18 protein-coding genes (1 of these 18 running past the window's edge) are annotated in these 16028 nt (G+C 33.7%); 10 read left to right on the top strand and 8 right to left on the bottom strand.

The annotated features are described in order from the left end of the window. Positions 1–118: 118 nt before the first annotated feature. A complete protein-coding gene (locus KM885_RS12995) occupies positions 119–232 on the bottom strand; it encodes a YjcZ family sporulation protein (RefSeq protein ID WP_083452656.1) in 114 nt (37 codons plus the stop codon). A 410-nt stretch (positions 233–642) separates the two neighbouring features. Beyond that, entirely contained in the window at positions 643–1173 is a 531-nt protein-coding gene (gene lepB, locus KM885_RS12990; protein WP_225344201.1) for a signal peptidase I, read from the bottom strand. Between the two features lie 315 nt (positions 1174–1488). On the opposite strand from lepB, the gene KM885_RS12985 reads away from it, so the two are divergent. After that, positions 1489–1671: an aspartyl-phosphate phosphatase Spo0E family protein gene (locus KM885_RS12985; protein WP_204797829.1), complete on the top strand. Its 183-nt coding sequence runs from the start codon at positions 1489–1491 to the stop codon at positions 1669–1671. 336 nt (positions 1672–2007) lie between these two features. Further along, entirely contained in the window at positions 2008–2172 is a 165-nt protein-coding gene (locus tag KM885_RS12980) for an FbpB family small basic protein (RefSeq protein WP_083452657.1), read from the top strand. 803 nt (positions 2173–2975) lie between these two features. Here KM885_RS12980 and KM885_RS12975 read toward each other — a convergent pair. The 3 genes from KM885_RS12975 to KM885_RS12965 all read right to left on the bottom strand — a co-directional run bounded on the left by KM885_RS12975 (position 2976) and on the right by KM885_RS12965 (position 5202). After that, positions 2976–3455, bottom strand: a complete 480-nt coding sequence (locus KM885_RS12975; protein ID WP_060669280.1) for a YkyB family protein — start codon at positions 3453–3455, stop codon at positions 2976–2978. A 205-nt stretch (positions 3456–3660) separates the two neighbouring features. Next, positions 3661–4230, bottom strand: coding sequence for an SCO family protein (locus KM885_RS12970; protein WP_204797828.1), 570 nt, complete (start codon positions 4228–4230; stop codon positions 3661–3663). 120 nt (positions 4231–4350) lie between these two features. Beyond that, positions 4351–5202, bottom strand: coding sequence for a metallophosphoesterase (locus tag KM885_RS12965; RefSeq protein ID WP_060669281.1), 852 nt, complete (start codon positions 5200–5202; stop codon positions 4351–4353). A gap of 620 nt (positions 5203–5822) precedes the next feature. On the opposite strand from KM885_RS12965, the gene cbpB reads away from it, so the two are divergent. From cbpB to KM885_RS12945, 4 genes are all read left to right on the top strand, one after another. After that, positions 5823–6278 carry a cyclic-di-AMP-binding protein CbpB gene (gene cbpB, locus KM885_RS12960; protein WP_060669282.1) on the top strand — a complete coding sequence of 152 codons (456 nt, stop codon included), beginning with the start codon at positions 5823–5825 and terminating at the stop codon, positions 6276–6278. A gap of 237 nt (positions 6279–6515) precedes the next feature. After that, positions 6516–6758 carry a YkuS family protein gene (locus tag KM885_RS12955; RefSeq protein WP_047185345.1) on the top strand — a complete coding sequence of 81 codons (243 nt, stop codon included), beginning with the start codon at positions 6516–6518 and terminating at the stop codon, positions 6756–6758. 341 nt (positions 6759–7099) lie between these two features. After that, positions 7100–7765, top strand: a complete 666-nt coding sequence (locus KM885_RS12950; RefSeq protein WP_216884108.1) for a potassium channel family protein — start codon at positions 7100–7102, stop codon at positions 7763–7765. Between the two features lie 121 nt (positions 7766–7886). Then, positions 7887–9239 (top strand): IS1182 family transposase, encoded by a 1353-nt coding sequence (locus KM885_RS12945; RefSeq protein WP_060669377.1) that lies wholly within the window; start codon positions 7887–7889, stop codon positions 9237–9239. 159 nt (positions 9240–9398) lie between these two features. Here the strand turns inward: KM885_RS12945 and rnjA are convergent, their stop codons facing one another. From rnjA to def, 3 genes are all read right to left on the bottom strand, one after another. Beyond that, positions 9399–11066, bottom strand: a complete 1668-nt coding sequence (gene rnjA, locus KM885_RS12940; RefSeq protein ID WP_204797827.1) for a ribonuclease J1 — start codon at positions 11064–11066, stop codon at positions 9399–9401. Positions 11067–11069: 3 nt separating this feature from the next. Beyond that, on the bottom strand, positions 11070–11285 hold the full coding sequence (locus KM885_RS12935) for a DNA-dependent RNA polymerase subunit epsilon (protein ID WP_047185348.1): 216 nt from the start codon (positions 11283–11285) through the stop codon (positions 11070–11072). Between the two features lie 526 nt (positions 11286–11811). Then, positions 11812–12363, bottom strand: coding sequence for a peptide deformylase (gene def / locus KM885_RS12930; protein WP_060668671.1), 552 nt, complete (start codon positions 12361–12363; stop codon positions 11812–11814). A 270-nt stretch (positions 12364–12633) separates the two neighbouring features. On the opposite strand from def, the gene KM885_RS12925 reads away from it, so the two are divergent. The 4 genes from KM885_RS12925 to KM885_RS12910 all read left to right on the top strand — a co-directional run. Next, positions 12634–13338 carry a YkyA family protein gene (locus KM885_RS12925; protein ID WP_244987015.1) on the top strand — a complete coding sequence of 235 codons (705 nt, stop codon included), beginning with the start codon at positions 12634–12636 and terminating at the stop codon, positions 13336–13338. A 404-nt stretch (positions 13339–13742) separates the two neighbouring features. After that, on the top strand, positions 13743–14825 hold the full coding sequence (gene pdhA, locus KM885_RS12920) for a pyruvate dehydrogenase (acetyl-transferring) E1 component subunit alpha (RefSeq protein WP_216884107.1): 1083 nt from the start codon (positions 13743–13745) through the stop codon (positions 14823–14825). A gap of 3 nt (positions 14826–14828) precedes the next feature. Then, entirely contained in the window at positions 14829–15806 is a 978-nt protein-coding gene (locus tag KM885_RS12915) for an alpha-ketoacid dehydrogenase subunit beta (protein WP_060668673.1), read from the top strand. A gap of 19 nt (positions 15807–15825) precedes the next feature. Further along, a protein-coding gene (locus KM885_RS12910; protein WP_216884106.1) for a dihydrolipoyllysine-residue acetyltransferase crosses the window boundary here: on the top strand, positions 15826–16028 show its 5' end (the start). The gene runs 1447 nt beyond the window's last position; only the first 203 of its 1650 coding nucleotides appear in the window; it begins with the start codon at positions 15826–15828; its stop codon lies beyond the right edge, outside the window.

Genomic DNA, 16028 nt, shown 5'->3' with positions numbered 1-16028 from the left:
ACTTGTTACCCACCCGCATAGCAGGTGGTTTTCTGTTTCGCACGCTGCCGCGTACTCAACGGACTAAAGTCATAATAATAAGCTTGTGCAAATAGCACAAGCTTATCGTTTATAGGATTTAGCAGTAAAATGCTGCGCCAACGATTATTAAAAGAATGAAAAGCACAACAATTAGCGCAAAGTTAGAACCATATCCACCATAGCCGTAACCATAGCCTCCACAATAGCTCATGCCAACACCTCCTAAAATGTTTCAATATACTATATGACCCATAACTGAAATTGTCTGGACGTTTGCCTAATTTTTTGTAAACCTTAAAGAGGCCGAAACATTTTTTAAAATAAATGGAAAATTTTTAAGAAGACTATTACAATTTAAATAAGGGATTGAATAGTAATGAAAAATATTTTTTACTTTATTTAGTGTAAGGAAATAGTATATGATTGGGTTAGAAGATAGTTAGTACTATTTCTACAATTGTTGAAAGGGGTGCAACATAAATGGGTGGCTTAGAAGTTCTATTTGGTGTAGTTTGTTTTGGAATACTAGCATTAAATATTGGTTATTGTATTTTAGATCATGAAAAATAAATGATTAGGAAGGGATAGTCGAAAACTATTCCTTCCATTAATTCTAATTATTTACCTCGTTCTTTTCCATTCGCTAAAGGGATAAATGATAATCTCTGACTTACCGATTATCTCACTTTCTTGGATTAATCCTAATCCGTTTCTACTATCTTTACTTATTGCACGATTATCCCCCATTACAAAGTAACTGTCTTCCGGTATGGTCTCTGGACCAAAATTATTTGTCTGAAGTCTGGCTTCCTCAGATAAAAATGTTTGGTTGTATCTTTCACCATTAATATATAGTTCACCTTCATTGATTTCAATCGTTTCTCCAGGTAATCCTATGACTCGTTTCACATAATTTTTCGTAGGTCTTTGAATTATTACGATATCTCCACGACTAGGTTCATCTATTAAATAGATAAGTTTATTAAAAATAACCCTTTCTCCATCTTCTAAGGTGGGATCCATACTTTCCCCTTCCACGATAGAAGTGGCGAAAATGAAAGTACGTAAAAAAAATGCGATTATGATTGCAATTACAATCGCCTTTAACCATTCAATCCATTCATTTTTTTGCTTTTTACTTTTATTCTTCAAAACGTACATTCCTTCCAACTACATGTATATTTACCATAGTAGCACAGTCTAAAAATAGAATCGACAATTATTTCTTAAAGTACGTGTTCAAAAAGTAGGTGAAAAGGATCGAGGTCAGCTAAAAACGCAATATCTTTAGCGGAATGTATGCAGTCAATACGTGAGCAAGCGGAACTTAGTCGAAGCTCCTTAGTTTCGAAATTTCATTTTCACCAGACTTTTGAACAACCTCTTAAAGTTATAATTGCTTGTCAATCGCTTATTAGCTATGCTAAAGTATAAAAGAATTATTTAAAGGAGGATATCTAGCCTAATATGAATAGCACTGAAAACGTTTTAGTTAAAATTGAGCATTTAAGAAAAAAATTGACCCAAATTGCCATGAATAAGGGGTTTACCGATAGGGAATCGATTGCCTTAAGTCAGGAATTAGATCATTTGTTAAACGTATACGATAATTTAAAAAGTGATAATGGAAAAGAAGATGAGGTTAAATAGATTTACTTTTTTAGTTTAGATATCCAACAAATGATGATTTTTATTACTTAACTATACAATCCTCGACTTAGTAAGTTCCTCCTTGACCTCAAAAGAAAGTACTTCTAAATTAAAGTCTCATTACCAAAAATAAACCATTATGTGTAATGGTTTATTTTTCCATCAGTATATTATGCTTCATTGGTATTAGTATGAACGTTTTTCCTATAAAATCCCCTAATTTCTAAAACCACCTTTTTGCGAATTGTAAAATTTTAATAAAATGTTCAAATAATTTAGATTAAAATAATTAGAATTAGGGTATAATAGATTCAGAACATTAAAGGAGTGTAACATATGAGACCGAAAACATTAAATTTTGAGCAACTAGTGGAACAAAATAAACAAGAATTATTAGATGATGAAAAAAGAATACAACAAATTGAATTACGTTTGGAGAAAAAACACAAAGAATTACTGAAATCAAAACGTAAACGAAACCAGGATGAAATGAAAGTATAATAGATATGAAAACAGGGATAGGAAAGCTATCTCTGTTTTTTGCGTTTATTCCACCTTAGAAGTCTTCTTTATGGATATAAATTTCTACTTATAAGTCTATTAATTAACGACAGAATGTAAAATAAATTCAAGGACCTTAGGTTGGTTAATTGTATGTTGCCCCTACAAGGGAAACCAACGTTAGCTACAATATCTGTTTATACGCCAGCTATCCTTTAATTCGTTTCCTGTCCGTCGAAGTGTCATTTTCAACGGACGTTTCGAAAATCCTCTTAAATCAATAAGTTAGCCGTATAGTTTATTTTAATTTAGGCAAAAATGTATGCAAATAGGGAAGGGAGGAGAGTAGGTTGAGAGAATTTATTTTTAGTTTCATAAAATTTCATCACCTTGCTGCTTTGGGATTAAATAATGAGCTTTTTTATTTTATTTTAATGTGTATGGTACTAATTATTATTTACGTGATTATCCATCCTTTCATACAATGGATTATACTTCTAAAATTAAACCATTTATTAAGTTATATTATTAGTAGTCTGTTTGTATTTATTGCAATATGCTTAATGATATTTTTTATTCCTAGTTTATCCGAGGCGAAAACAATAGTGATACAGATGATTTTACAAGTCTTTGCTTTTTTTGGAGTGTCATTAATCATTTTCTATAGCATACGCAAATTGATTGGTAAGACGTAATACTTTAGTAACTATTTTAATTCACGTAAACTCAATTTTTTCGTAAAAAAGCAAAATAAAAAAACTACTTCATTCTTATGTGAGAACTTCGTAGTTTATTCTTGTAAATTAAAACTTTCTTCGTGATGGATGAATTGGTGGCCATTCCATTTTTCCGAGAGAAGAAGGGGTATAGTAAGTAGAAGTGTATCTTCTATTAGAGCTATCTTGTTTTTTAACCGGCTTGTAATTTATATAATTATAAACAATTTTTTTGGCTTTTGATAATGACATTTTAGTTTGGGGATTCCGATAATTTTGATCCAATGAACCAAGATGCTTGAGTCCTTTGAAGTCTTCTTTAGTTGGGGGGATATGAAAATAATAATCGTCTACTTTAACTAATAAAGTAGAGTGTTGATTACTTAATTTGGGATGATCAGAAAAATGGAGTCCCATTTTAATAGCCTTTTTTTCTTTTAATAATTTGTTAATGGTTTCTTTTTTTATATAATACAAGTGCTTTGGTTCTGGCGCGGTTTTGGCATGTCTATTTATTATAAATAGTGCCTTTGCAATTTCTTTTAGTGAATCATCCTTTTGATCCATATTACAATTTCCTCCTTTCCACCGACTTTTATTCTATCGTATCGTAAAGCTTGTCTATAAGCAAGAAAAACGGGGCTGGAATATAAATTGAAAATGATTTGATTTTAGTGCAAGTCATGTAAATAAAACAGCATAAAATCAAAGTTTATCCAGTCAATTTCATGCTGTTTTATTTTAGAAAGGTTTTGTCCCAGCCTCAAATATCCTAATTTAGCTCTTTTAAATCTGCAACTATCGAATCTATCTCAGTTGCATCTACTCCACTATAATTTTTAATAACTTCACCTTCAGGGCTAACTAGAAAAAAGGAAGTACCGTGCATTACTTGATCATCTTCCTTTGGTTCGACAACTAGATTTTTAAATGATTTAATAGATAACTCCTTAATTGTATCAAAATCATAGCCTGTTAAGAAGTTCCAATTTGTAAAGTCTGCCTCATAACTTTCCCCATATTGTTTCAATACTTCTGGTGAATCAAATTCTGGATCAACACTAAAGGAAACTAATTTCACATCAAGATTCTCTTCTTTTAGTTTAGATTGGAGTTGGGACATGTTGTGTGTCATCGGAAGGCAAACGGTTGTACAATTTGTAAAAATAAAATCTGCGATCCACCATTCTCCCTCTAAATCTTTAAGTGATAAACTTTCATTATCTTGAGTAGTAAAATTAAAATTAGCAACTTCCTGTGACATATTTGTTTCTATAGGATATCCTCCGCAAGCTGCTAGGAAAAGAAATAAACTTAGTGAGAGAAATTTTAGGAATTTCATTTCACCACCCCTTTTGAATCTTTTTTCAAATAGCAAAATTTGCCTATTATTTTAATTGTAATATGATATCAAAAGAAAAGCAGGATATGTTTTGAAATATTTATGACAATCCTATCGTAATTAGGAGTGTTTTAAAGTAAAGATATGAATTTCAGGCTTACACAGGAATCGGTAGGGGAGACGCGTTGTCCCAATTCCGCTATTAACGTATAGTGTAAACGTATCCTTATTAAGCATATATTTCCCTTTAACATACTTTTCCGCATAATCAGGAGTATATAGATCACCAATCCATGGTAATCGAACTTGCCCGCCATGGCTATGACCGGATAATTGAACATCGATCGGGTACTTTGATGCAATGTCAGCATAGTCAGGTTCATGTGCCAATAAAATGGTAAATAACTCATGATTCACTTGATCCAATGCAACAGTTAAATCTGGCTTTCCTAACATGACATCATCTATACCTGCTAATATAAAACGGTCGGCTCCTTTTTCTATAACGGTATGGCTATTTTGTAATAAATGAAAATCAGATTCTTTCATTACTTTTTTAATAATTTCCGTGCCATATCCCCCGTGGTCGTGATTACCATATATCCAGAATTTACCATAAGGTGCGTCTAATCGTTTAAGTTTCTCTTGAATGGAAGTGTATGCATCAAATTTATTAGGATTGTCTACAAGATCACCTGTAAAAACAATAACATCCGGATGATTTGCGTTAATTTTTTCGATTAATTCGGAAAGCTGATCGACTGTATAATGGAAACCAATGTGGGTATCAGAGAACTGGGCAATTTTAAAATTATCAAAAGATGGAGGGATTTTTTTTGATTGAATGAGTTCGTGCTGAAATTTAATCATTCGAGGCTCCAATTCTTTTGCGTAAAAATATCCACCACCACTTAAACCAAATAAAGTGATGAGACTTCCCATCCCTCTTTTTAAAAAAGTCCGTCTATCCATAAAAAATCCTCTCCATTAATAAAAATACTAGCTAAAGAAATAATTAAAAATTGACTTTTTACCTTTTTCTGATAAAATTATAATGTAATGTGTTTTTTTCTGGTATGATAGCAGGTAGGGAAGGATAAAACTTTCTTCCTGTCAAGTGCAACAAAGGCATCCGCCAAAGCATAATACGAATAACTACAATTGTCTATTCTAACCTAAGATATGGATTGTGTCATCTGTGGGTTCCTTTTTAAGCAGGTAAGAAGTATAAAAATCTTTCCCATCTGGGGTTCCGATTACTCACCGTAAAAATTTGCATAAGTGCAACAAAGACATTTGCCAAACCTAAAGCAAATATTCTAATACTCATCTATTATATACCTCGTCAACTCTCTACTTTTATTCATTAAACTTCAGATTAAAACCCATTTAAGTGAAATAATATTTTTAAAGCTTAGGAAATGTATGCTATTATTTATTGTGTTACACTTATTATAGAGGAGAAAGCGCCTACACATTTTAGAGACATATTATATATCTATATTTAGTGTGTGTAATTTAAGAAGTTAAGTAATCATTAAACTTAAAAAAACAGATCGTTTGTTAAACACTTAAGAAGGGATGTTTATGCTATGAGTATGTTACAAGAAGATAGAAGATTATCAGATATTTCTGTTGGTGATTTAATGATTTCCTCCGAAAAGGTCGCCCACGTACAGGTAAATAATCCTTTGGAACATGCTTTATTAGTATTAGTGAAATCCGGTTATTCAGCTGTCCCTGTGCTGGACACGTCTTATAAATTAGTTGGGATAATTAGTAAAACAGCCATATTAAATCAAATTTTAGGAATGGAACGATTCGAAATTGAAAAGCTATCAGAGTTAAAAGTGAAGGAAGCGATGAATGACAACCTTCTGACCTTAAAAAAAGAAAATAATTTATTAGATGGATTAAATGCTACAATCGATCATGCTTTTATATGTGTAGTAGATAAAGATAATTATTTCGACGGGATTTTAACTAGAAGAGCAATTTTAAAGCAATTAAAAAAGGAAATTTATGTTACAAATATATTTAATAAATAAAAGAAAAGCTCATGCTCTTTTTTTATCCCCCTAAATGGGTAGTAAGATTCCCATGGAATTCTTCTTTATTAGCAGATGGGAAAACATATAAAACTTTCTTTCTGCATAAGTGCAACTAAGGCATCAACTAATACTAAGTGAATGCCTTAGTTTTTAATATGCAAGGAAACCTTACATATTTCTCCGGTATTTGGGTCAAACTACATATGTAAATGTATATGTGAGGAGGAAATACGTATGGCACGTATTGGTGTAGAAGAAACACTATCAGATGTAAAAGCGGCATTGATGGAAATGGGACATGAAGTTGTAGATCTTAGAACTGAATCTGATGTAAATGGGTGTGATTGTTGCATCATATCTGGAATGGATAAAGATGTTATGGGAATGGCGGATGTTGTTACAGAAGCGTCTGTAATTAATGCACAGGGTTATGCTGCAGAAGATATTGTTCAAATGGTAAATGAAAGATTACAATAATAATTGTATTCAGTAACATCGCTTTGTAATGTAGTACTCCAATTAAAGTATGGGGAAGAGGGTAAATTCCTTCTTCTCTTTTTAGTGTGGTAAAATAGAGAAAATAACTAGGGCAGAAAATTTTCGTGTGATGAGATTAAAATCACGTGTTTATTGGCTGTAAGTCCACTACTTGAAGAAGTCGAGTTAAATAAAGATATCTAAAATGAGGAGTGGGCAGCCGGTAACGCCCTGAGAAGTTCAACTAACATTCAGTGGGGTATAAAAGGCCGAATAAAATCATGACGTTCTGAGCGTCGAAACTCTTTACTGAATGAGTTTCACTTTATTGGAGGATTTTTATGAAAAAGAAAGAGTTTGCAGTAATTGGATTAGGGCGATTTGGTGGTAGTATATGTAGGGAACTAAGTTTTGAGGGAATGCCTGTTTTGGCAATAGATATTGATGTTGAGAAGGTTAATGAGTTTAAGAATATTGCTTCCCATGCAGTTATTTTAGATTCAACAGATGAAGATTCTTTAAAAGACATAGGAATTTCCAATTTTGAACATGTTATTGTTGCAATTGGTGAAAATATCCAAGCAAGTATATTAACCACGGTAATATTAAAAGATTTAGGTGTTAGTAGGGTGACGGTAAAAGCGCAAAATGATTATCACGAAAAAATCTTGCATAAAATTGGTGCAGATCGAATTGTGCATCCTGAACGTGATATGGGAAAGCGCCTTGCGCATAATTTCATATCAAATAATATACTTGATTATCTTGAATTATCAGATGATCATAGTATTGCTGAGGTAAAAGTAGGAAGAAAAATGGTGGGGAAATCACTTGCTGAACTAGATATTCGTGCGAACTACGGTTGTAACGTTGTTGCAATTAAAAAGGGGAGTGAGATTAATGTCTCTCCTCAGGCTAATGAAGCCCTACAAACGGACGATATCCTTATTGTAATAGGAGCTGATAATGATTTGTCTAGGTTTGAAAAACATCTAGTAATTGAATGAATTTCATAATTCTCAGCCCCTGCGGGACAAGGGATTAATAACATAAAAAAGGAAGCACCTCCCCAAATCTTGTATAATGGTAGTTGATGAAACAACCAAAAAGACAGAAGGAGTGCTCCCTTTGACCATTATACGACAAACTAGCTTATTTAGCATTCAAGAATTATACGACATGGAACCTACCCAAAAATATGATGCCATTATATCAGCGATCAATTTGGATAACATTTATCCTAAAGTTATCAAAAAATCACGGTTAGGTGCGCCTGAAGAACTAAATTATGCTGCCATGATTATTTCCACTTTTGTGAGATATGTCGAACGTATTCCAACGATTAAGGACCTTATTAAACGGCTTCATGATGATGTTGCATTTAAATTGAATTGCGGATTTTTGGTATCAGACTCGGTCCCCTCCGAGGCCTCTTATTCTCGACTTGTAACGAAGTTAGAGGCGTGCAATGTCTTAGAAATAGAACGAGATAAGGTTGTTCTTCAAGCAATTGCAGAAGGGTTTATCATGGATGATACAGCTGCCATCGATGCCACCCATTTTGAAGCACGTGACCAAGCACCGCCAAAAGAAGAAAAGCCAAAACCCGAACCAAAAAAACGTGGCCGCAAATCCAAAGAAGAGCGTGAACAATGGCTTAAAGAACAAGCTGAAACGGATGCCGATTTGCCTTTATATGATAGAAAAATTGAGGCTCAATTAGATGTTCCTATAGTCGAACTACGTGCTGAAGTTCCTCAAGACCCTAAATGGGGTGTGAAAAAGAACTCAGAGGGACAAAATGTTTTCTGGTTTGGCTACAAGGGTCATTTGGCCGTTGGTACATCCAGTCAATATATTCTACAAGCTCTTTTTTCATCCGGAAGCCTAAATGACGGTAAGGCAGCTATCCCTTTACTGAAAGGAATTCATGAACGCCTCCAACTTCCATTACGCTATCAAACAATGGATGCTGGCTATGATTATGAACCCTTATATGAACAGGTTCATCGAATGGGACAACAATCCGTCATTGCATACAATAAGCGAAACGAAGGGGAGCCTATTGGCTTTGATAAACACTTTGCCCCAACTTGTTTTAGAGAGCATTCTTATCGTTATGATAGTTTTGATGCCAAGTATGAAACGTTAAAGTATACAAGACCGAAGGAATGTAGTGACTGTCCTTTGGCTGACGAAGGTATCTGCCAAAAGGTGTATAAAGTAAAGATTACAACAGACCTTCGAAGATATACCGCGCCAGCCCGTGGCTCTCAGGCATGGAAAAAAATCTTCAAACGTCGTACCGCTGTTGAACGGGTCAATGCGTATCTTAAGGAATTCTTTCAGCTTAACAATGTGCGTTATCGTACCGGGAAACGTGCCAAAATTCACTTTGACATGGTTACCCTTATTTACAATGCTTCAAAGCTAGCTGCAGACCGTATTAATGCACAATTAAACCAGCAACAAGTTGCATGATTTCTGTTTTTAAAAATACAATTTAGAAATTCTGTAAGTCTTTGTATTTTTAAAAAGAGCAATTATGAAATTGACTCAATTGATTAATAATAAAAGAACTGTAACCGGTCGTAATTGACAAAAAAGGCACTGTGATTCTTCACAATGCCTTTTTACTATTTAAACTTCCATAATAATAGGTAATACCATCGGTCTGCGTTTTGTTTTTTCATATAAGAAAGGTGCAATTGTATCTGTGATTTCATTTTTAATTTCAGACCATTGATTTGTTTTTCTTTCCATTACCTTATCTAAATGTTTGGATACTAATTTCTGTGCTTCATTAATTAAATCTTCGGATTCCCTCATGTAAACAAAACCACGAGAGATAATATCTGGTCCTGCAGCAATCTTGAATTCTCTCATATTAATACTTACAACAACGATTACTAGTCCTTCTTCAGATAAAATCCTACGATCACGTAAAACAATGTTACCAATATCACCAATTCCACTACCATCTACATAGATAGATCCAGATGGAATCTTGCCAGCAACGGATGCATTTTCTTTACCTAATGCTAGTACATCTCCGTTATCCATGATAAAACAGTTGTCTTCTTCCACATCACAAGAAACAGCTAATTTAATATGTTCTCTTAGCATTCGATATTCCCCGTGAATCGGCATGAAATACTTCGGTTTTATTAAACGAAGCATTAATTTTTGTTCTTCTTGGCTACCGTGACCAGAAGTATGGATGTTATTTAATTTTCCGTGAATCACTTCTGCTCCAGCACGATACAATTTATTGATAATTCTTGAAACACTCACTGTATTTCCAGGGATTGGTGAGGAAGAAAATACAACGGTGTCTCCCGGTATTAGTTGAATTTGACGATGTGTACCATTTGCAATACGAGATAATGCAGCCATGGATTCACCTTGGGAGCCAGTACAAAGAATAGTGACCTCATTTGCAGGTAAACGATTGATTTGATTACCATCAATAAAAGTTTCTTTAGGAACTTGAATGTAACCTAATTCTTGACCTAAGTTTATTGCGGATTCCATACTGCGCCCAAAAACTGCAACTTTTCTATTATGTTTTACAGCAGATTCAACAACCTGTTGTAAACGATAAATGTTTGAAGCAAAGGTTGCAAAAATTAAGCGCCCATCTACACGACTAAAAATTTCATTAATACTGTCTCCTACAACTCTCTCGGACATGGTAAAACCAGGTATTTCACTGTTTGTACTATCCGATAATAGACAAAGTACACCTTCTTTTCCAATTTCAGCCATTTTCGTAAGGTTAGCCGGTTCTCCAACAGGGGTAAAATCGAATTTAAAATCGCCTGTGTGTACGATATTCCCTGGGGGAGTCTTTATTAAGATTCCAAATGCATCTGGAATACTATGTGTAGTACGGAAAAAAGTTACAGAAGTTTTACGGAATTTAATTATATCATCTTCTTGTATGGGTATTAATTTTGCATTACGTAATAGACCATGTTCATCTAATTTATTTCGAATCAATCCTAGTGCAAGTTTTCCAGCATATATAGGAACATTCACTTCTCTAAGAAAATACGGAATTCCCCCAATGTGATCCTCATGACCATGAGTAATGAATAACCCTTTAATTTTATCTTTATTTTGTACAAGGTAAGTGAAATCGGGTATTACATAATCAATTCCAAGAAGTTCATCTTCAGGAAATTTTATACCTGAATCAATGATAATAATTTCATCTTGGAACTGTACCGCATACATGTTTTTACCTATTTCACCTAACCCACCGAGTGCGTATATTGCTGCTTGATCGTTTTTGACAAATTTCATCCGTTACACATTCTCCAATTTAAAGTGTTCGGATTGTTTTTCGTATTCAAGATGTGCTGGGTCTAGTGCATGAATATGTTCTACATTAATTTTATAGCCTTTTTTTATTAATTTATCGCGAATCTCACGTACAGATTCTCCTTCTACATACATACTTTTTGTACGTTCACGAACTGGTATTTCATCAGGTGATTCCTGATAAAGAACTTTAAATATCATGTTTTCTCTCCTGCCTTTAATTAGTATTGTTTATTCCGTTCTGTATTTTTCTGTAATGTTTTCCGTATTTATTAATAGAGTTTTTGATAATCCGCAAAAATTTGATTGGTAAAATTTACTGGTAGTCTTTTTTAAATGTTGTAGGTACACGTCCTTCTTTCTTTAAAAATTCCTTCCATCGTTTCTTAAGCTTTTCTTTAAGGCGTTTTAACATGACTTAACACGTCTCCTTTCAAAAGAAGAAAAGCAAAAAACTTCTACCGTTCCAATCCCTCTTAATCTTTAGTATAGTATGTTTTGGGAAATATTGAAATAAAAATCCATCATTTCTTTAAAAATATTTTCGTAGGTAGGAAAGTATAAAGATCTTTCCTATTTACATAATGGCAACTAAGGCATTCGCCAAAAGACATGGCGAAGCCTTAGTTTTCTTATCATTAGGAGGGTTTTTCCTAATTTTATCGTTAACAAACGAACAGATTTTATACATAAAAAAATAGTGTCATCTCGGACACTATTCTGTAGTTTATTCAATTGCAGTGGAATTATCTGGTATTTTTAATGGATTCTCTTTATTAATACGATCGAAGAACATAATTCCATTTAAATGATCTATTTCGTGTTGGAATACAATTGCAGGATATCCTTTTAATCTTAATTTAACCGGATTATCATCCATATCTACCGCTGTAACTGTTACTCGACGATGTCTTGGCACGTAACCTTCAACAGGACGATCAACAGATAGACATCCCTCGCCAGCTGCTAAATAAGCACCTTCAACAGAATGACTAATAATTTTGGGATTGGCTAAGCCATAGCTGTATAATTTTCCATCAACGTCCTCAAAATGAATAGCAATTAAACGTTTTTCAATACCTAATTGTGGAGCAGCTAAACCAACTCCTGCCCTTAACTTGTATTTAGTTGCTATTTCCTCATCTTGACTATTTTTTAAGAATGTAATCATTTCTTTTAATAGTTGTTTGTCCTCAGGGCTGAGGGGGATAGAAACTTCTTTAGCTTCTTTTGTTAGTGAAGGATGACCTTCACGTACAATATCTTTCATGGTTATCATATTAAAACTCCTTTAGATAAAAATGGATAATAAGTATTGTTAAACTATTTCATTTTATTATATTAACATATTCATGGAAAATAAATCATATTATTAGGACAAGCTAGAATGGAGATGCAACGTGCATTTTTTAGCAGGTAGGAAAGTATAAAAATCTTTCCTGTCAGCGTAAGTGCAACTAAGGCATTCGCCAAAAGCTTGGCGAATGCCAAGCTTCCCAATATTATACGGTAAAAAGTATAAAAGAGTACCTGTTTTAGGAGGTGACTATTGTTGTTTCGTATAAGAAAAACTATTATTTTTTTTAACCTGTTCATTTTAATAGTTCTTTCTGCATGTAATCATACAACTGCAGAGGAAGAAATATATACATATTTAGAAGAAGCAGTTCGTATTGAGTCTGAATTTATAGCTCAACAAAATAAAATAACAAATCTAGAAGCTGAAGAACAAAAAATCTACAATCAAATCATTGATTTGGGAACGGATAACAAAATTGATGAAGTAAAAAAATTAGCAAAGGAAGCTATAGATAACATTAACAAAAGGTCAGAACTGATTGATATGGAAAAGGAAAACATGGAATCTTCCAAAGAAGTGTTTCAGAAAACGGAAGATTATATTGAAAAAATTAAAGATCAGGATGCAAGGAAGGTCGCGGAAAAATTATACAATAAGATGGAAAAGCGATATTCATCTTATAATGAATTAAATAAAACCTATATTGTATCGTTAGAATTAGAAACGGAATTGTACGAGATGTTACAGAAGCAAGACTTGAAGCAAGAAGATCTAACCAAACAGATTAATAAAATAAACAAGGGATATGAGAAGGTACTAGACGCAAATGAGAAATTTAATACATATACAATTAAATATAATGAACTGAAAAGGGAGTTTTATACGTTAGCAAATATTGATGTGACCTACGAAGAACCAACAATAGATGAAGAGATAGATAAAAAAGGCAACTAAAATTTTGGTTGCCTTTTTTATTTGCCTAAAAGTAGTTAGATAAGTAAGTATTGTCAGATAACTGTCTTCATATAAATTAGTACAGTTGTTTCGCTATGTTATAACAGTTTTATAGGGGTAGAGGATTGAAAATTACACTTAGTTATCTGAATACAATTAAATAAATCAAAGGAATTGACCTTTATAAAATTATAATATATATTTAATTTAGTTATTGATTGTACCAGTTTTTTATTGGTTGTTTTTTATAACAGAGTTACATACGGGCAATACAATGAAAAGATTTTACTAACGTGAAATAGGGTACAAGAAATATTAATAAAGGAGTACATTTTTCAGTTTTTTGGTAAAGCTAAAACTGAAAATAAAAATATTGGGTTAAAGAAAGGAAGAGGTGAACTATTTTGAAACACGTATTAGAAAGTGTTGAAAGTTTGTTCGAGACGTTCCAGATCCTTAATGAGGATGGAGAATTAGTAAATAAAGATGATATGCCTGATCTTTCGGATGATGAGTTGAAAGAATTGATGCGTCGTATGGTTTATACACGAATTCTGGATCAGCGTTCTATAGCATTAAACAGACAAGGTCGTTTAGGTTTCTATGCACCGACAGCTGGACAAGAGGCTTCTCAATTAGGAAGTCAATTTGCTTTAGAAAAAGACGATTTTCTTTTACCTGGATATCGTGACGTTCCACAATTAATTTGGCAAGGACTTCCATTATATCAAGCATTCCTTTTCTCTAAAGGTCATTTCCATGGAAATCAAATGCCAGAAGACCTACAAGCACTAAGTCCACAAATTATTATTGGTGCTCAATATGTTCAAACAGCTGGAGTAGCATTAGGTATGAAGAAATGCGGTGCTAAAACAGTTGCTATAACATACACAGGTGATGGTGGTACATCTCAAGGTGACTTCTATGAAGGAATTAACTTTGCGGGCGCTTTTAAAGCTCCAGCTATTTTCGTTGTGCAAAATAACGGATTTGCTATTTCCGTTCCTAGAGAATTACAAACAAATGCAAAAACTTTAGCACAAAAAGCCGTTGCAGCAGGTATTGAAGGTATCCAAGTTGATGGTATGGACGTTCTAGCTGTTTATGCAGCAACTAAACATGCAAGAGAACGTGCAATTGCAGGAGAAGGTCCAACATTAATTGAGACACTTACGTACCGTTATGGTCCACATACAATGTCTGGTGACGATCCAACACGTTATCGTTCTGAAGAATTGGATAACGAGTGGGCGAAGAAAGACCCATTAGTACGTTTCCGTAAGTTCCTAGAAGGTAAAAAATTATGGTCTGAAGACGAAGAAAACAAAGTAATTGAAGAAGCAAAAGAAGATATTAAGAAGGCTATTAAAGAAGCGGAAAAATATCCTAAACAAAAAGTAACGGATTTAATTGGAAATATGTTTGAAGTATTACCTTCCAATTTACAAGAACAAATGGAAGAATATAAAGAAAAGGAGTCGAAATAAATCATGGCACAAATGACAATGATTCAAGCAATCACTGATGCAATGCGTACAGAATTAAAAAAAGATGAAAATGTGCTTGTATTTGGTGAAGATGTTGGTAAAAACGGTGGGGTTTTCCGTGCTACTGAAGGACTCCAAGATGAATTTGGTGAAGACCGTGTATTCGACACACCACTAGCTGAATCAGGAATTGGCGGGTTAACTATTGGTCTAGCTACCCAAGGATTTCGTCCAGTTCCGGAAATTCAATTTTTCGGTTTCGTTTATGAAGTAATAGATTCTATTAGTGGGCAAATGGCGCGTATGCGTTATCGTTCAGGTGGAAGATGGAATATGCCTGTTACAGTTCGTGCACCATTTGGTGGTGGAGTACATACTCCTGAATTACACGCGGATTCTTTAGAAGGTTTAATGGCACAACAACCAGGATTAAAAGTAGTTATTCCTTCAACACCGTATGAAGCTAAAGGTTTACTAATTTCTGCAATTCGTGATAATGATCCAGTCATTTTCTTAGAACATATGAAATTATATCGTTCTTTCCGTGAAGAAGTTCCTGAAGAGGAATATACAGTTGAAATTGGAAAGGCAGATGTAAAACGTGAAGGAAAAGATGTAACACTTGTTTCCTATGGTGCAATGGTTCATTCATGCCTTAAAGCTGCAGAAGAACTTGAAAAAGATGGAATTTCTGCAGAAGTAATTGATTTACGTACGGTTTCTCCTATTGATACGGATACAATATTAGAATCTGTTAAGAAAACAAATCGTGCTATCGTAGTGCAAGAAGCACAGAAACAAGCTGGTGTCGCAGCAAATGTAGTTAGTGAAATTCAAGAAAGAGCAATTCTTCATTTAGAAGCACCGGTATTACGTGTTACTGCTCCTGATACAGTATATGCATTCTCTGATGCCGAAGAAGTATGGCTTCCAAATCATAAAGACATCATAGAAAAAGTAAACGCAGTAATGAATTTCTAAAACTAGGAGGTACAAAATAATGGCATTCGAATTTAAATTCCCCGATATTGGAGAAGGAATTGCAGAAGGTGAAATTGTTAAATGGTTCTTTAAAGAAGGGGATACAGTAAAAGAAGACGACGTTTTATGTGAAGTACAAAATGATAAAGCAGTTGTTGAAATTCCTTCCCCAGTAGATGGAACTGTTCAAAAAATTCATGTAGGAGAAGGAGAAGTAGCAAC

Source organism: Oceanobacillus caeni (assembly GCF_019037185.1).
GTDB lineage: Bacteria > Bacillota > Bacilli > Bacillales > Amphibacillaceae > Oceanobacillus > Oceanobacillus caeni.
This window is presented reverse-complemented; position numbering and strand designations above follow the sequence as displayed.